Origin of the sequence: Rummeliibacillus sp. TYF-LIM-RU47 (genome assembly GCF_008638315.1) — a bacterium.
Lineage (GTDB): Bacteria > Bacillota > Bacilli > Bacillales_A > Planococcaceae > Rummeliibacillus > Rummeliibacillus stabekisii.
Genome location: NZ_VVIR01000001.1, coordinates 363,929 through 383,372 on the forward strand (window position 1 = coordinate 363,929; position 19,444 = coordinate 383,372).

10 protein-coding genes are annotated in these 19,444 nt (G+C 36.2%); all 10 read left to right on the forward strand.

What is annotated here, in order from left to right:
• Positions 1 to 131: 131 nt before the first annotated feature.
• The 10 genes from F0527_RS01775 (at position 132) to F0527_RS01820 (ending at position 19,410) form a co-directional block, all read left to right on the forward strand.
• Positions 132 to 5,477 carry a SpaA isopeptide-forming pilin-related protein gene (locus F0527_RS01775; protein ID WP_150283584.1) on the forward strand — a complete coding sequence of 1,782 codons (5,346 nt, stop codon included), beginning with the start codon at positions 132 to 134 and terminating at the stop codon, positions 5,475 to 5,477.
• 423 nt (positions 5,478 to 5,900) lie between these two features.
• Positions 5,901 to 8,084 (forward strand): NAD-dependent epimerase/dehydratase family protein, encoded by a 2,184-nt coding sequence (locus F0527_RS01780; protein WP_150283585.1) that lies wholly within the window; start codon positions 5,901 to 5,903, stop codon positions 8,082 to 8,084.
• A 2-nt stretch (positions 8,085 to 8,086) separates the two neighbouring features.
• Complete coding sequence (locus tag F0527_RS01785) at positions 8,087 to 8,992, forward strand: hypothetical protein (RefSeq protein ID WP_150283586.1); 906 nt, start codon at positions 8,087 to 8,089, stop codon at positions 8,990 to 8,992.
• Positions 8,976 to 10,808: a DUF2194 domain-containing protein gene (locus tag F0527_RS01790; protein ID WP_150283587.1), complete on the forward strand. Its 1,833-nt coding sequence runs from the start codon at positions 8,976 to 8,978 to the stop codon at positions 10,806 to 10,808. The genes F0527_RS01785 and F0527_RS01790 overlap by 17 nt, the downstream gene beginning before the upstream one ends.
• 1 nt (position 10,809) lies before the next feature.
• Positions 10,810 to 12,225: a GT4 family glycosyltransferase PelF gene (pelF, locus tag F0527_RS01795; RefSeq protein WP_150283588.1), complete on the forward strand. Its 1,416-nt coding sequence runs from the start codon at positions 10,810 to 10,812 to the stop codon at positions 12,223 to 12,225.
• A gap of 2 nt (positions 12,226 to 12,227) precedes the next feature.
• Positions 12,228 to 15,317: an exopolysaccharide Pel transporter PelG gene (gene pelG / locus F0527_RS01800; RefSeq protein ID WP_150283589.1), complete on the forward strand. Its 3,090-nt coding sequence runs from the start codon at positions 12,228 to 12,230 to the stop codon at positions 15,315 to 15,317.
• 1 nt (position 15,318) lies between these two features.
• Complete coding sequence (locus F0527_RS01805) at positions 15,319 to 16,026, forward strand: polyphosphate polymerase domain-containing protein (RefSeq protein ID WP_150283590.1); 708 nt, start codon at positions 15,319 to 15,321, stop codon at positions 16,024 to 16,026.
• A gap of 18 nt (positions 16,027 to 16,044) precedes the next feature.
• Complete coding sequence (locus F0527_RS01810; RefSeq protein ID WP_150283591.1) at positions 16,045 to 16,725, forward strand: DUF4956 domain-containing protein; 681 nt, start codon at positions 16,045 to 16,047, stop codon at positions 16,723 to 16,725.
• Positions 16,726 to 16,908: 183 nt separating this feature from the next.
• Complete coding sequence (locus F0527_RS01815; RefSeq protein ID WP_150283592.1) at positions 16,909 to 18,159, forward strand: right-handed parallel beta-helix repeat-containing protein; 1,251 nt, start codon at positions 16,909 to 16,911, stop codon at positions 18,157 to 18,159.
• A gap of 333 nt (positions 18,160 to 18,492) precedes the next feature.
• Positions 18,493 to 19,410, forward strand: coding sequence for a nucleoside hydrolase (locus tag F0527_RS01820; RefSeq protein ID WP_150283593.1), 918 nt, complete (start codon positions 18,493 to 18,495; stop codon positions 19,408 to 19,410).
• Positions 19,411 to 19,444: the final 34 nt, after the last annotated feature.

Consider the following 19,444-nt stretch of genomic DNA (forward strand, 5'->3'; position numbering starts at 1 on the left):
GTTGGAACATGCTATAAGGTGCTAGAGTTTGGTAGCGATCAAGACATTGATGCTATCTTTTGCACCTTGAAAGAAAAATAGTTATAGAGCAACTATGTTCCAAAATCAAAAAAATATTATAGGAGGTAATTATGAAGAGGATTAGCTTTATTGTATTAGCTTGTATGCTGATCTTGCAAAACTTTATAGGCCCATTGTCTGTGCATGCGGTTACTAATACCGACCAAAAGCAGAGTTTTAATGCTTCTATAAGTGCAGATCAGGAAGGAAAAGCTGTACTAAATTGGAATCTAACAGCTGGCTCTGGAAATGAGAATAAGGAGACATATACATTCCGGAGTGAGTATATATTCGATACAGGACAACAAGGGAGTTTACCTGTCGGGAGTTACTCAGTATCACCAGAAGGTGTCATTACTGTAATCGTAACAGCTGGCCAAGAGAAAGATGCCCAGGGAACAATTCCGCTTGCGGACATTCAGAAATCAACAACTAATCATGAAGATGACCCACCATCGGAAGAGTCTACTGATGAAGTGAAAGAGGTTACTAAAGAAAGCAAACCTCCGATAGTCAATATAGGCGAAGAAGACGGAACAGCTGTGAGTAAAGAAGAGACAAAAGATGAGAAAAGCCAAGAAGCTGTAAAAGAAGGAGCGAATGTTCCGGAAGATGAGACTACACCTACAGTGGAAATTGAAAAGACAGTTCCTGCATCCCATATCTCGAAAATTACTGTACTAGTAGACAAGGTCACAGGTGGGAAAGAGGATATCAGCCATATCCCAGATTACCAGGCTCGAAATGGGGACGCTGTTACTTTAAACTTTGAGTTATTAATAGAAGCCGGCCACAAATATGGTGAAGGTTCAACCTTAAGTTATAAATTACCAGAAATATTCACGAATATAAAAGGTAATGGAGAGGTCGGAAGCATTGGTTCATTCAAGGTTGAAAATGGCGAAGTAGTGATTACCTTTAATGGATCTATTCGGGATGATGCAAACCAAGGTATTGAAATTCATAATGCAAGCTTTGCAATTGGTGCCCAATATAGTGAATCTAATACTCAGCTAGAATACGACCTAGTATTGCCTGGTCAAGAAACAATCAAATTGCTTTTTAAACCAAAGGATGGAAATGCCATTACTAAATCGGGTAAGCCCGAAAATAATGGCAAAAGCAGTAGTTCAATTGAATGGACAGTTGACATCAATACAAAATTAGACGAACTCTCAAGTGCATCTTTTAAAGATGTACTGTTACAAGGAAGTCCTGGGAAACATAAATTTGGTAAAAAGCTTTCAGTTATTGAGCTAATCGTGAATGCAAAGGGAGAGGTTGCAGAGGGATCTGAAGTATCTGTTACACCTATCTATAACGACGATAGAACTGAAGTTTCTTTTGATTTATCAAAGGGGAAAAAAGCGTATCGTATCCAATATGACAGTGTGATAGATGAGGGAGATTCTGATTCAGGAAGAGTTACCTATAAAAATACAGCATCTATAACAAATAGTGGTTCAACACAAGAAGCGTCGAATAGTCAAACAGTAAACTGGGGTCCTCCTATTGAGAAGTCAGTAAAGTCAGATGGGTATGGAACCAAAGCTGTGTGGACGATTAAGTATAACTATAACCGAAAAACCATTGTGAAAGATAAAGCTATATTGACGGATGTTATAACAGGGGATCATAAAATCAATAATGCGAGCGACGTCAAGGTCTATAGTGAAGATAATGAACTCATCGATGCTAGCTTGTATCATGTAGACGTTAATTCCGATGGAAAAGGGTACACCCTATCATTTAATCAAGATATTGACAAAACACCTTACCAAATTATATATAAGACAGAGAAAACAGATTATTTTACTAAGGGTGGAAAAGTTAGCAACATTATTACAAGAAAAGATAATAATAAAACCAGCAGTGCATCATTTAATTACAGCAATCCAAGTATCGTGAAATCCACAACAGGAACAAACTACAATGCGAAAACTATTGATTGGAAAATAGATGTCAATAAAGATTCGTATGAAATGAATAACATTGTTATCACTGATACCTATGAGGGTGTAGGTATGAAGTTTAAAGAAGGCTCTTTAAAAGTAATAGGCTTAAATGAAGATGAGTATGAATTTGAGGATCAGGGGAATAAAGGTTTTAGCTTCAAAGTTAAAGGAACAATCAGTAAGCCATTTACAATAACTTATACGACTGATTATGAAATAAAAGATATTGGTGCTAATGACAGGAAGTATATAAACAAAGCAGGCATCGCTTGGGAAACCAATAGCAAAAACTATACATCAAATGCTGAAGCTACTGCCAACATTAGAGAAGAACAAAAAGCAAACGGTTATAAGAAAGGCGTTTATAACTATAAAGAGAAGACCTTCAAATGGACTGTTGGAATTAATTTCAATGGTAACACAATTGAGAATGCTATATTTAAAGATCAGTTACCAGAAGGTCATGTTGTAAGCCAGGTTGAAATAAAACCAGTAATTGTGAATCCGAATGGGACAGTTTCTCCAGATGAAAGTGGAATACCAATTACAAGTAAACCTGATTTGAAGGGTAATAAGATTGAAATTGCTCTAGGAAAGATTACAGGTGCCTATGAAATCACATATACATCTGAAATAGAAAATGGGATTTTCCCTGTTACCGTGGGTAATTATAGAGCGAAAAATACAGCAGAGCTATTCGATGGTGAAAATAAAAATGCCAGTTGGATAGATGAGGTTACTGTCAATTATACAGATGAAACACTTTCAAAAGATGGGAAAGGGAAAAATGCTACATCACAAATTGATTGGAATTTGAAATTAAATTATGGACAATCTAAATTATCTAATATATTTATTTCAGATGCAGTAGGAAAAGATGCAGATGGAAATCCAAATCAATTAATTTTAGAAGATTCCTTCAAAGTATACGAAGTTACTTTAGCGGGTGAATCAAAAAATAGCAAACCAGCTGAAATAAAAACTTTACTAGAAGATGGGTATATTGTAAGAGTAGATAATGCCGAAGGCTCATTTACACTTACATTTAATGAACCTATAACTAAAGCCTATTATATTGAATACAGCACCATTTTCTTAGGAGCACCGAATGATATTGTCGAGAATGGAGCAACTCTTCGTTATGATGGTATTACGACAGGAAAAGAAGAAGTAAAAACAAAGAAATTTAATTATTGGTTTAGTGGATCGGGATCTACAAAAAAAGTACCGTTACAGCTAAAAAAAGTAGATGAGGCTACGCATGAAGTTTTGCCAGGAGCAAAATTTGCTCTTTACAACAAAGACAAAATTAAGCTTACAGAAGGCACTACGAATGATAATGGCGAGCTGCTTTTCCCTGTAAAACTAGGTGAAGGGAAATATGATTTAAAAGAGATAGAAGCACCTACAGGATATCTAAAAAATCCAGCTAAAGAGATTGAGTTGAAAATAGCTTCTTTAAAAGACGGAGTTCAATATGAAACTGTTACAAATAAAAAAATTCGTCAGGCAATTGAATTGACTAAAACAGATGCAGAAGGCACTCCACTTTCAGGTGTTGAATTTGAACTTAGACAAAAAGACGAATCAGGTGAGTACAAAGTAGTTACTGGCTACGAAAAATTAACAACCACCGAAGAAGGAAAAATTAATGTTGATGAGTTGGAGCCAGGAGATTATCAACTAGTTGAAACCAAAGCGCTATCTGGCTATTGGTTAGATCAAAAGCCAATGGACTTCAAAGTGGTAAAGGATCAAACGGAACCGACAAAAGCAACCATGAAGAATGACAAACAGGGTGAGTTGATTGTAAAGAAAGTTGATGCAACTGATACGTCAAAACCATTAGCAGGAGCGGAGTTTGCGCTTTATGACGGAAATGTAGAAATTGCGAAAGCAGTAACAAACGAATCAGGTATTGCAACATTCTCTCCTATTAAATATGGTGAATACACACTGAAGGAAACAGAAGCACCCGCAGGTTATTTAATGAATAACGAAATTGCTACTGGTATAAAAGTGAAAATTGATTCACCAATTGTAGAGACAGAACCGATTAAAAATGAAAAAATCCTCAATGCGTTTAAATTAATTAAAAAGGATGAAGAAAACGGTAATTTCTTAGCAGGAGCGGAGTTTGATTTACTTTATAATGATAAAGATGAGATAGTAAAAGATAAAGAGGGAATAGAACTTAAAGGCCTTAAAACAAATCAAGATGGTGAAATTCAAGTTGGCCATCTTGAACCAGGGAATTATCGTCTGATCGAAACAAAAGCCCCGAAATATTATTTGTTAGACAAAAAAGAACATCCATTTACCATTACTAAAAATCAAACAAAATTCACAGAGGTATTTGCTACAAACAAACGTGGTAAAGGGCAAATAAAAATTGAGAAAGTTGATGCTTCAGATCATTCTATTCTTTTAGATAATGTGGAATTTGTGCTAACAAATGAAAAGGGAACAGTTAAAAAAACTGCCACAACAGATAAGGGAATTGCAACATTCACAGATTTACCGTATGACACGTATACAATTGTGGAAACCAAAGCACCTTCTGACTATTTATTAGATTCAAAAGAACAAACAATCGTTCTAGATTCAGAAAATCAAACAGACAATGCAATTGTTTCTAAAATGATTGAAAATAAAAAAGCGAATCGTTCAGTTTTGTTAACAAAATATAATGAAGATAAAACATTAAGACTTAAAGGTGCTATCTTTGAGTTAAGAAAAGCAACAGATAATGTGGATCAAAACAACAATCCTATTTATGAAGTAGTAAAAGGAATTGATGTTGAAAAACTTACATCAGATGAAACCGGTCAAATTTTCCTACAAGATTTGCCGGTTGGAAAATATCGATTGGTTGAAATTAAGGCGCCTTCTGGCTATCAATTAAATCAAACACCAATTGAATTTGATATAGTGGATCAACAAAAAGAAACAGTTTACCTTGAAAAAACAAATAGCAGAATACCTTGGAGTGGAGGAGGGTCACCAGGCGAACCAGAAAAGCCTACAACACCAGAACAACCAGGTGAACCAGAAAATCCAAGTAAACCGGAAGAGCCAACAAAACCAGAAGAACCAGGTAAACCCGAAAAACCAGGTGAGCCTGAAGAACCAACAAAGCCTGAGAAACCAGGAAAACCTGAACATCCAGACAACCCAGAACAACCAGGTAAACCGGAAAATCCTCATAAACCTGAGGATCCGAATAAGCCAGATCAGCCAAGTACATCATCTGATAAACCAAATGTTCCAGGAAATACGAATAATCCTAATAAGTATACAAATACAACTCTTGAAACATTTGGAGGAAAAGCCTTGCCACAAACAGGTGAAGGGTATTCTCTAAACATGATAGTTGGAGGAATTGCCTCAAGTATACTGGGCCTTTGGATGATTCTCTATAGTTTTAGAAAAGTTAGAAAATCATTTGGTAAAAATAATTAGTTTTCTACTTAGGCACTTGCCACTATTAAAAGGTGGTAAGTGCTTTTTTGTTCAGTTTTTGTTCAGTGCTTTAATGGTAGGATTGTCAAGGTGTCCTAATAAAGGTTTCCGAAAATTATTGTATGAAATGGAGTTGTTTTTTTAACAATTTTATATAGAATTTCCTGTATTTTTTGCTATACTATGAAAGTTGAAATTGATTCGAAAGATACAATAGAGGAATTATTTCAAATGAAGTAGAAGTAAGAATAGAACATTATACTTATGTCTAAAAAATAGTTTTTATTAGAAAGTGTGTTTTAGGCATTAAGAATTATTGAGAGGAATATAATTAATAACCCCTATAAACCTAGTGATAATAAGGGTTTCAGGGGCGTTATAAGGAGCCAACGTGCTTACTATGAAGATACGAGGAGAAACAGTATGAAAGTATTAATAACAGGGGGCTATGGTTTCATTGGTTCGCATGTAGCTGACCGCTTTCATAAGGAAGACCATGAAATATTTATTATTGATGATTTATCATCAGGCAAAAAAGAGAATATCACCTTTAAACACAAAGGATACGTACTTTCTGTTGATGATCCAAAATGTGAAGAAATTTTTAAAGCGGTCCGATTTGATATTGTCATTCACCTAGCGGCTCAAATAAGTGTCGTAAAATCCTTTAATAATCCTTTGTTAGATACAGAATCTAATGTTGTTGGGCTTGTAAATATATTATCACTTTCTCAAAAGTATCATGTGAAGAAGTTTATATTTGCTTCATCTGCAGCTGTATATGGTGTGAACGGGGAATTGCCTTTATCAGAAGAAGAGGAATGTGCACCCATATCACCATATGGAATCAGCAAATGGATTGGTGAAACGTATTGTGAAAAGTGGAACGAAATATATGGGTTTGAAACTGTGTGTTTTCGTTTTTCAAATGTATATGGTCCTCGTCAGAATAGTAAAGGCGAGGGTGGGGTCGTTTCTAAGTTTGTAAACAACACATTAAATAGCGAAGCACTGAAGATTTTCGGAGACGGCGAACAAACGAGAGATTTTATATATGTCGGCGATATTGCGGACGCTATATATAGGTCGACCAATGCTCCTATTAGTGGAGTCTTTAATCTATCCACAAACACAGAAACAAGCATTAATGACTTAGCACAAATCTTTCAGGATATACATGGAAAAGTAAAAGTAAATATGCTGCCTGGAAAAGAAGGAGATATCCGCCACTCTGTTTTAAATAATAGAAAGCTCATGAACGGAATCGATTGGAGTCCACTTTATGATATTAGGACTGGGTTGGAAAAAACCTATCAATGGGCTACAAGAGATCGGGCGCAAAAAGAAATAGCAGCTACTACTGTAGAAGCAACAGATAAGCCGAAGAATTTTGCGCATGTAGTAATGCCTTTTAAAGCTTATATAGAAAATATAGTAGTTTTCCTTATTATCGCATGGTTTGTGATGACAAATGATATATCTATTTTTAATACAACAGAAATTGGTGTTTTTTATATTATGATTTTTGGTGCTATGTATGGTAATAAACAATCTATCTTGTCTGTCGGCTTATCAATTGGACTATTAACCATAGAGAAACTGTTTGAGGGAAGAGAGTTTATATCTTTATTGTACGATACATCATTTTTCTTCCAGGTTGCTTTATTCTTATTTATCGGATTAGTAGTTGGCTACTCTGTGCAACGTAAAACAAATCGTTTACAAGAGCAGCGACAAAAAATGACTGAGCTGGAACAACGCTATGAGTTTTTAGAAGGCATCCATACAGAAACTCGAGAGGTCAAGGATGAGCTGCAATTACGTCTATTAAATAGCGAGGATAGTTTTGGTGAAATTTATTCTATTATTAAAGAGCTAGATGAATTAGAGCCGGAGAAGGTATTTTCAAAAGCTGTTCAAGTTGTAAAGCAGGTAATGGACGCTGATAATGTTTCAATTTATGTCTTTAATCGTAACCAAGCATTTTTAAGATTAGTAGCGAATACAAACTTCTCTCAATCGGCTCAAAAGAATTCGATTAAAGCAAACGAATACGAATATATACAACATGTATTGCAAACAGGCACTATCTTTGTAAATAAAGAGTTGTGGCTGGATACGCCTATTATGGCAGCACCCATCTATCGCAACAATAAGATTTCTGCTGTGATTACAATCGACTGGATGGAATTTAAACATATGTCACTCTACCATGAAAATTTATTTAAAATTACAACAGAGCTCGCTGGTTCAGCATTAGATAGAGCATTGCGTTATATAGAGGCGACAGAGGCCAACCGATTTATTCCTGAAACGAATGTCTTATATCTAGAAGTATTTAAAAGTATATTAGAAAGCAAGAAGGAACAAAAAGATAAGTACGGTATGCCGTATGCAGTGCTTGAGGCTTTTGTTGTTCAGCAAGAGATAGGTACTTATGCAAATAAATTATCAAATTTATTACGAGAAACTGATTATATTGGCATGTTAGACCAGAATCGGATGGGTGTCATTCTTTCGAATACAAATCAGAATGATGTGGAGTTAATTTTATCCCGTTTTGAGGCAAATAATATTTCTATGCGCTTGTTAGAAGGGGAAATGTAAAAATGCTGTACCTCTATCTTATTTATGTAATAGTCTCTGCTATTATCCTTGCGTTGGCTAAAAGAAATGTGAAGGAATGGCTTTTAGGGTTGACGCTTGTATCCTTTTTACCGTTAATTGGCTGGTTGTTACCTAGCATTTGGTCAAAAAAGTTTATTCCAAATGAGGGTAAATCTTTAGAGGATTATATGAATGAGCAAACGAATGATATAGAAATTGAGTTATTAACAAAAGAAGAAAGTGTAAAGCGTGAAAAAGAATTGAATGTGATTCCGATTAAAGAAGCATTGGTTATCAATGATTTTACGACGAGAAGGAAATTGATGCTCGATGTTTTAAAGAAGGACACCATGCAATATATTGATGTCATCAAAATAGCGGTGCTAAATGAGGACTCGGAAACTTCTCACTTTGCTGTAGCTGCTGTCATGGAAGTAAAACGAAAACTATCTCTTTCACTTCAGCGTTTTTCTGTAGAATTTGAAAAGAATCAGCAGAACACAACGGTTGCTAGATCATATGCACAGGTTGTGAAAGAGTACATGGCAAGCGGATTTTTAGATGATCAAACGTTAAAGAAGTATAAGTATATTTACATCCAGGCTGTAGGGATATTGATTGAAAATGGGCAAGGTGAACCAGAGATTTATGAAGAGAAGATGAGAGTAGAAATGGAATTGCACGAATACCAAGAGGCTGAGAAGACAGGGCTTCAATACTTGGAAGCCTACCCTTTGAATGAGGAGCCCTACCTGTTTCTGATGGAGTACTATTACAGAACAAAATCTAAAATGAAGATGCAGGAGATTTTAGATGAATTGATGAATTCAACAATCCAATTTTCCAATCGTGCTCTTACCGTCGTGAGATACTGGTCGGGAGGAAGTAAGCATGAACTTCAAAAGTAAGGAATTAAGAAAAGTATATATTATTCTATTTCTTTTATTTGCCTGTGGTCTTTTACTCTTGTTTTCTCGTTCACAAACCGTTTTGAAAGCTCAAAAAGCAGATTATCCACAAAGAAATCAATATTTGGCAACGATGGAGAACCAGCGGAAGACACCTCAGCTAACCGGAGATAATTATTGTATAGCATATAATTCTTCAAGCGATTATAACAGGAAGCTAAAAGCGAATGCTGAAAAAGCGATTGAAAATATGAAAAAGCGAACCACAATTTTTGATACGAAGGAACACCGAGTGAAGTTAAAGGATTGTAATACCACAATTCTAGCTACCGAGCATTTAAAAGATCTTGGTTCTGTAGAGACTATTGAAAAATATGTACAGAATGGTGGCTTTGTCCTCTTGATGTCAGTACTTAATCAGGATGCAGAATATCAAATTTTATATCGGAAATTAGGTATCTCGAGTTTTGGAGATTATGTATCACCACAAGGTATTCACCTATTGTCGAATGTACTAATTGGAGAAAAAGGATATAAAGTCGACGATGATTTTATAACAAACGATTCGATCAGTCTGGACCTTGATGATCAAACAGAATTGCTTGCTGAAAGTGCAGATAAAACGCCGCTCCTCTGGAAAAGTAAATATGGCGAAGGGGCATTTATGATTTTCAATGGGACTATCATGCAAGAAAAGATTAGTCGTGGTCTATTTACAGGTGCCTTAAGTCTATTAGTTCCTGATTTTATTTATCCTGTGTTTAATGAAAAGCTGTTTTATATTGATGATTTTCCCGCACCTATTCCAAAAGGTAGGAATGCTGCTATATCAAAGGAATATCAGCGTGACATCCCAACTTTCTATAATGAAATTTGGTGGCCGAATATGCTGAAAACAGCGAAGAAATATGGTTTTAAATATACTGGTGGGATTATTGAATCGTACACAGATGTAGTAACACCTCCTTTTGATAGTGTAGAAGATAAAGATAGCCATTACTTAATTGCCTTTGGTAGAGAATTATTAAAAAGCGGCGGAGAATTAGGCTTTCATGGATTTAATCATCAATCGCTTGTTTTAGACCCAAAAGTATCATCAGCATATGGCTACAAGGTGTGGAAGGATGAAGAGGATATGTCGGATTCCATTCGTGAACTCAGCGCGTATGTAAGCAGGGCATTCCCAAATTACAAGATTACTAGCTATATTCCGCCATCCAATGTACTGTCTGAAGAAGGAAGACGTGCTTTAAAGGCAGCTTGGCCAGATTTGACTGTCATAAGTTCTGTATATAGAGAGGATATGACGGGGCTCGGCTATGTCCAAGAGTTTGAGATTGCAAAAGATGGCATTATTGAAATGCCTCGAATTACATCAGGCTATTTTGAGAGCGGATTTGATCGGTGGTCCATCGCTAATACTGTTACAGAGTTAGGGTACTTTTCTCATTTTGCCCACCCCGATGACGTGATTAGTGAAGATCGCAGCAATAATCTTGGCTGGAAAGAGATGTATGATGAGTTTGATCAATACATGGCAAGAATTAAAGGAACGTATCCGTGGCTGCGAGCTAATACATCAACAGATGCAGCTTATGAAGTAGCCAATACACTGCAAATGCAAGTGGAATGGAAGCATACGAAAAATCGTTTGGAAGGTCATATTAGCAACTATGCGCCGAACCAGTTTTATATCCTACGAACAGATAAGAAGCTGAATAGATTAGAGCATTGTGAAGCTACAAAGATTGATACACATACGTACTTAATAGAAGCAAAAAAGGCAGATTTCAAAATTGATTTGGGGGAATCCTGATATGCGCATATGCTTGATAGCTGAAGGATCTTATCCATATGTGGCGGGCGGTGTTTCTAGCTGGATTCACAGTCTTATGACAACAATGAAGGAGCATGAATTTATCATTTATGCTATAGGAGCAGAAACGAAACAAAAGGGACAGTATAAATACCAGTTGCCGCCAAATGTAGTGGAATTAAAAGAGATATTTTTAGATGAATATTTATATGAGAAAAAGAAATGGGGGAAAAGGTATAACCTTTCGACTGTACAGAAAGAGTCCCTCATTTCGTTAATCAATAATGATGTAAAAGTGCCCTGGAACGAGTTATTTGATTTGATACGAAGCAAGAAGTTTTCTAATGTAGGCGAATTTTTATCAAGCAAGGATTATTATGAACTGGTCGAATTTATGGGGAAGAATGAATACACGCAAGCACCTTTCACTGAACTATATTGGACGATCAGCTCTATGTTGCTACCTCTCATATCCATCATCCAGCATGAGGTCCCTAAAGCGGATATCTATCATGCTGTCTCCACAGGATATGCAGGTGTAATAGGGACATTAGCCAAGCATCTATACCAGAAGCCATTGGTCCTGACAGAGCACGGGATCTATTCGCGTGAAAGAGAAGAAGAAATTATTAAAGCAGATTGGGTTAAAGGATATTTCAAAGATATTTGGATTAACTACTTTTACACTTTATCAAGCTCTATTTATCATGCTGCAGACCAAGTCGTGACACTCTTCAACCGTAACAGAGAAATCGAAATAGAATTAGGCTGCCCTGATGAAAAAATTCAGCTTATTCCGAATGGTGTTGAGTGGAAGGATTATCAACAGCTAGAAGTAAAATCCGATACTCAACATATTCAAATTGGAGCAATCGTCAGGGTCGTGCCTATTAAAGATATTAAAACAATGATCCAAAGCTTTGCATTAGTAGAAAAGAAGGTTCCAAATGTTGAGCTATATATCATGGGCCCGACCGATGAGGACTCTGAGTATTACGAGGAGTGCCTTCAATTGGTAGAAGCTCTCGAAATAAAAAATATTGTTTTTACAGGTTTAGTCAATATCAAAGACTTTTTAGGGCAAATAGACTTTTTCCTATTAACTAGTATCAGTGAAGGCCAACCATTGGCTATTCTTGAAGGGTTAGCCTGCGGTAAACCCTTTGTATGCACAAATGTTGGGGGATGCAAAGAAATGCTGTTTGGCGGATTAGATGATGATTGTGGTCAGGCAGGATTTATTGCACCGGTTATGCATTATGAAGAAATCGCGCATTACATGATTGAACTGTGCAATAAACCGGAATTACGCAGAGAATTTGGAAAGAATGGATTGGAACGAGTGAAACATTTTTATACCAGATCTGCTTTGATATCAAACTATCGACAATTATATCAATCGATAGGAGAGGAATAGACATGGCGGGAATTGGTTTTGAACTTCGAAAACTATATAGAGAACAGGGGCTTGTTCAAAATGTAAGAGCTTATGTATATTCTTCGGTCACTACGATTGGTCCAATGATCTTATGCTTAATTTTGATGTTTGCCCAACAAATGATGATGAAGGCGAATGGCAGCAGATACTTAGAGAACGAGTTGTTTATTGCAACGATGGTTTATAGTTTTGTGTTCTCCATCATCATAACATCTGGATTTTCAATGAGCGCTACTAGATATGTTGCCGACATGGTGTACCAGAAGTCATTCAGCAAAATTATTTCAGCTTATTATGGAACTCTCATTGTTGTCGTGCCGCTAGCTGGAGTAATTGCTCTACTCTTTCTTTATGGTGTGGAAGAATCGATAGGCTATAAACTAGTTGCTTATTTGTTCTTTATAGAATTAGTGATTATTTGGCTACAAAATGTTTTTTTATCTGCCCTAAAAGACTATAAGAGAATAGTACGAGGGTTCGTGATCGGCGTTGTTATTTCAATATTAATTAGCCTCTTATTGTTCAAATTGACAACACTACCACCCACAATTAGTGCTTTAGCTGGTATTGATGTAGGATTCGCAGTAATAGTGGGAATGATTATGTTTCACTTTGAACGTGTTTTTCCAAGAGATCCTTCAAAAGATTACTTTGCCTTTTTAACGTATATCCGGAAGTATCCATCTATTTTCTTTAGTGGTCTGTTTGTTTATTCTGGCGTTTATATTCATAATTTTGTTTATTGGATATTCTCTGATCGTCATTTTATAGTGGCCGGTCGGTTTGTCTTAATGCCATTTTATGATGTGCCAGTTTTTTACGCGTATATCTCTGTATTGTCGTCTCTCGTCTTATTTGTCGTGATGGTAGAAACCAAATTTTATGAAAGGTTTTTAAATTATTACCAAAACGTCGTGAACGGCGGCACATATGAGAGTATGAGCAAAGCAAAGAAGAAACTACGGGAGGTATTGATGCAACAGCTGACCTTCCTTGTAGAAGTCCAAGTGCTATTTACGGTTTTATCTATCGCTTTAGGTATTCTGTATTTGCCTAAGATTGGATTTACTATGGAACAGCTGGATTTGTTCCTTATATTGTGTTTGGGATATGTCTTCTTTATCATACTGTTTGTCATCTTGCATTTGCTCATGTATTTTGATGATCGAAAGGGAGTTTTATTTATTAGTGGCTCATTTATACTAGTGAACGTTCTTTTGACGTTTGGCACTATGAAGATAAATTTTGATGGTGCAGGCATGTTTTTTGCGTCATTCTTTGTTTTATTCATTGCCATTTATCGGTTGCTTTATATTATTAAAAACTTAGATTACTATACCTTCTGTTCTCAGCCAGCTATTACGATGAGCAAGAAGAAGCAGGCTTTATCGCGTCCCTTAAAATCTCTTTCTCTTTTCATTCTTTCTATTAGTGCGGCTATGTTGCTAACAGCCTGTTCAACAGAGGGTCAGGCCGATAATAAGAAACAACAAGTGAAGAATGAGATAGAGGTCGAATCTGCGAAAAATAACGATAAGTTAGAAGATGATAAGCGTTTGTATGAAAAAGATCAAGATCACTCCATTAAAAAAATGTATATTACCGTGTTGCCAGACAAATCTAAAGGGTTAGATTGGTATAAACTCAATCGAAATACCAATCGCCAGAACAAAGACAAATTGGATATTATTTTTGCTGAAGGCACTGGCGGTGATAAAGGGGAATTTAGTGTAAATGAGGATGAACCTAATGCCAAAATAAGCCTTCGGGGGAACTCTTCACGAGAGGCTGCGCAGAAATCATATAAAATCAAATTGTTTGATAGTGCAGGTCTTTGGCAGCAACAACGCACAATTAATTTAAATAAACATATTGATGATCCTAGTCGTTTACGAAATAAATTGAGTTTTGACTTGATGGAAAAAATTCCACATATGACAAGCCTTCGTACGCAGTTTGTCCATTTGTATGTAAAGGATTTGACTGATGGAAACAAAAAGAAATATGAGGATTATGGCCTCTATACACAAATTGAGCAGCCGAATAAAAGGTTTCTTCGTACACATTTACTAGATCCGAATGGTTATTTATATAAGGTAACTTTCTTTGAATTTAATCGGTATCCTGATGAAATCAGAGTAAAAACAGACCCGAAATATTATAAACAAAAATTTGAATCTATTTTAGAGGTTAAAGGAAAAGATGACCCCGAAAAGTTGATTTCTATGTTGGATGATGTGAATAACGATAATATGCCAATAGAGGATGTTATTGAAAAACACTTTGATGTGGATAATTTGCTTACTTGGACCGCAATGAATATTCTCATGGACAATATGGATACAGATGCCAATAACTTCTTTCTTTATTCACCATTGAATTCTGATAAATGGTTTATCTTGCCGTGGGACTATGATGGCGGTTGGGAATTACAGCGAAGTGTTAATAGTATCCGACCTTACCAAGCAGGGATCAGTAACTATTGGGGAAATGTATTGTTAAATCGTTATTTTCGTTCAGAAAAAAATGTTCAAAGATTAACGGATAAAATTGAGGAGTTATCAAACCTAATCAATAAACGTACAGTGACTGCTCAAATGAATCAATATAAAGATCTAGTAAAGCCATTCGTCTTTAGCAGCCCAGATAAAAATTATTTGCCTATTGAAAATAAGCTTTATGAGAATGACTTAGACTTAATAAGAAATACACCGGATAGAGCTAAGAAAAGATATTATGCGGATATACAAAAACCGAAGCCTTTTTATACGGATGATGTAGAACAAAACGGTAAAAAATTGATCTTCACATGGGATGTTTCCTTCGATTTACAGGGCGATGATGTATTTTATACATTTACGGTTGCTAAAGATCCTTCTATGAAAAATATAGTTGCAACTAAGAAAGATATACGCACTAATAGAGTTGAATTAGACGATTTGGCTAAAGGTCATTATTTCTGGAAGGTATCAGTGAGGGATAGCAAGAACCATCAGCAAACCTCTTTTGATTTGTATACAGATGAAGAAGGAACAAATTATTACGGAATAAGAGATTTTGAGGTAGATTAATATGGATATTGCACAAAAGGTTTTTAGACACGAATTCAAATATTATCTCAACGCTTTGGAGTATGTTGCATTACAAAAGAAGATTGCTAGTTTCTTACCGCTTGATTCTCATTCATTTGATGAAGAGGGGTATCTCATCTCAAGTTTATACTTTGATGGTATACATCAGCATTCACTGTATGACAAAAATAACGGCGTTCTCAATCGAGAGAAATATCGCATTCGTATTTATAATGGGAGCGATCAAAAGATTACGCTAGAGAGAAAAAGTAAGAATGGAGATTTTATTTGTAAGGAAAATGCTCCTCTTTCTAAGCGAGAGTACGAGGCCATTTTAAATGGGCATCCGGAGGTCTTGACAGATAAAGAAGATGTATTGCTCAAGGACTTCTATGCCGCTTTAATGTATCGAAATTTCCAGCCGGTCGTTATTGTGAGTTATACACGAGAACCATATGTGTATGAGCCTGGTAACGTAAGGATTACATTCGATAAAAAATTAAATGCTGCAGTCAATACCATTGATTTGTTCGATGAACATATGATTTCTCAGGAAGTATTATTGCCGGAACAAGTCATCATGGAAGTGAAATTTGACCATTTTTTACCTGATAGCATTCGTCAGTTATTGCAACCTGAGAGAATGCTGCGTTCTGCTATTTCTAAATATGTGCTATGCAGAGAAGCAACATTTCAAAACTTTAAATAGAAACTTGAGGGAAATTATATGAATGATACAATGGGTTTTCAAGATTTTTTTAAGAAAAGCATCCTTCATCTCGAATCTTTTGAAACAGTATCCTATATTGATATAGTACTGGGGTTAGTTTGTTCTTTTGGCATCGGGATGTTTATCTACTGGATTTATAAAAAATATTTCCGTGGTGTTGTCTATAGCTATAACTATAATGTTTCATTCGTACTAATGACAATGATTACCACTTTAATCATTATGACCATCAGCTCGAATATTATCCTGTCACTAGGGATGGTAGGGGCTTTGAGTATTGTCCGTTTTAGAACAGCAGTTAAAGATCCATTAGATATAGCATATATGTTTTGGGCGATTGCAGCTGGTATTGCGACCGGGGCTAAAATGTATCCATTATCTATTATTGGTTCTCTTGCATTTGGTCTGGTTATTGCGTGGTTGTCTAAGAAGAAAGCAAAACATGAAGCGTACTTGCTGATCGTACGTCATACAGATGAAGCAACTGACGAGCTACGTGTATTATTGCGAAAACTAAATACAAAGCTAAAATCCAAAAGCATTCGTAACGGATTTACAGAGGTAACAGTGGAGATTAATTTAGTTGATGACAACACAGCTTTTCTGAGAGAAATTGACCAAATGAATGGTGTGCAGTCTTGCTCCTTAGTCAACTACACAGGCGACTACGCACAATAATGCATAAATTATATATAAACACAGCCTTATATGGAGGCTGTGTTTTTTACGGGTGTGGGCTTTTTTAGTAACCATTAATGGTATTATAGCGGTAGGAATATTTGTAGAAAGGAGGAAACCGATATAGTTAATAATATCCGATTTTTATGGCGTGGCAACACAATAAGTAGAGGTCTTTCTTGTTTGATCATTGCTTGCCTAAGTCTCTTTATCTGGTGTATGGATGCCAGTGCAGAGACAACCACTTCTCGTATTTTTTATGTAGATAATAATGGGAATGACGAGAATAGCGGAACCATCCATGAGCCTTGGAAAACAATACAAAAAGCCGCAGACAATACTGCACCTGGAGATCTTGTGTATGTTAGGGGAGGTATTTACCCTGAATTGGTCTCTATTAAAAATTCCGGCTCAGCGGAAGATGGATATATTACGTTCAAGGCATATCCAGGAGAAACACCAGTAATGGATATGAATGAGCAGGTGATAAAGAAAGGGAATTCAGCTTTCTTTACGATAAATGCAAATTACATTGTAATTGACGGATTTGAAATGAAGAATTTAATCACAAACAGTCCTGAATATTATCCGAACGGTATCCTAGTTATGAATCAGAGCAATCACATACGTCTCGTTCAAAATGATATTCATCATATTGAAAATCATTCGAAAAAAGGAAATGCGCATGGGATATTGATTTACGGAAATGCCTCAGACCCTATTTCAGATATCACAATCAAGGACAACAATATCCACCATTTAATTCTGGGTAATAGTGAAGCATTAACCCTGAACGGAAATGTAGAAAAGTTTACTATTTCAGATAATGTTGTACATGATAATAATAATATTGGGATTGATATAGCTGGGTTTTATGGGACATGTACTGGGTGCATAGACCAAGCAAGAAATGGAACGATTAAAAACAATCGTGTCTATCTGAACAGTTCTAGAAAGAACCCATCCTATGAAGGGCACTATGCTGCAGGCGGTATTTATGTAGACGGAGGAAAAGCGGTTAAGATATTAAATAATATCGTATATAAAAATGATTTTGGCATAGAGCTTGCAAGCGAAAGAAAAGGGAAAACAACAAGTTCAGTAACGGTGAAGAATAATAATATCTTCAATAATAACGGGGCAGGTCTTCTATTAGGCGGGGCATATACCTCAAATGGTGGAGCAAGCAAAAATATCATTACAAATAATGCATTCTCTTTAAATGATATTAAGCATCAAGGCTATGGTGAGATTACTTTGCAAAAATATGCCAAAAAGAATCAGATTATAGACAATAAATTTTATATAAAGAAGAAATCGACTTCTATTTATCCCGTCCCGAAAAAAAATCCAGAAAACACTTTTAAAAATAACAAAACCTATTTTGAATTCTCCATTTTTCCAACCTGTGAATATTTATCTCTATCTTTCTAGGATGCTTTAAATTATTAATGTAATTAGGAACAATACATTCTAGCGTGAAAAAGCCAAACGAAGCGGAAGTTACTTTCTAATTGTTTGGCTTTTCATTTTGTGGAAATTGTATTTGTAAAGCAGCCTTTCCATCTATTAGTAGATATAGCGGGACAAAAAGCGGATAAAGACCAACGATTCGAAAAAGTAGTATAATAATGTAGCTAAATACTTACTCAATATGATATAGTTCCTTTTTAGAACCATGGATTTCTTATATAGCAACGCTGGTAAGTTGCGATACATAGTTTTCTTTGAAAGGATTCAATTGTTTAAAAGAAGGAGAGAGTATTGTTGAACAAGATAATTTTTGATGTAGATACAGGTATAGATGATGCAATGGCGATGGCTTATGCAGTCAAAGCAAGCGAACTAGAGGTGCTTGCCTTTACGACTTGTTTTGGTAATGTGCCAGTGGAGGATGCAACCCGCAATACATTAACTGTACTAGAAAAGTTAGGAAAGCAGATACCAGTTTATCAAGGGGCGGCAGAGACCTTCGCACGTGGTGAGAAAACGCATTGGGCAAGGCATGTCCATGGTGAGGATGGATTAGGTAATAAAAGATCTGATGATATTTTGAATTTCCAGGCGGAAAGCCAATATGCACCTGATTTCATCATTGAACAGGTGAAAAAACACCCACATGAGATTACGATTATTGCTGTTGGACCGCTGACGAACATTGCGCTTGCTATCCAAAAAGATCCAGAGATTGTTTCGCTCGTGAAAGAAGTGGTCATCATGGGTGGTGCTGTAAGAGTACCAGGAAATACGACTCCATTTGCAGAGGCGAATATTCATGCGGATCCGGAAGCAGCAGAATTTGTTTTTGCTTCTGGCATTGAAGTGGTTCTTGTTGGGCTAGATGTAACCATGCAGACATTATTGCCAATTTCAAAATTGCAAGAATGGCGTGAAACAGGAAAAGAGAGCGCTGCATTTTTGGCAGACATTACAGAATTTTATATTGATTTTTATGAATCGACATATCCTGGCATTGGCGGCTGCGCGCTTCATGACCCACTGGCTGTAGGCGTTGTGATTGACCCAAGCTTTGTTAAAATGGAGACCATCGAAGTCGGTGTCGTAACAGAAGGGGAAGAAGTCGGCAGAACCTTCGAGCAGTCAAATGGCGGACCAAAAATTCGCGTATGTACAGAAGTAGATGCAGATAGATTTGTAGAGCATTTTGTTAATCATACTGTATAACGATTTGAAAAAGGGGACCCAGCACAGGTGTCCT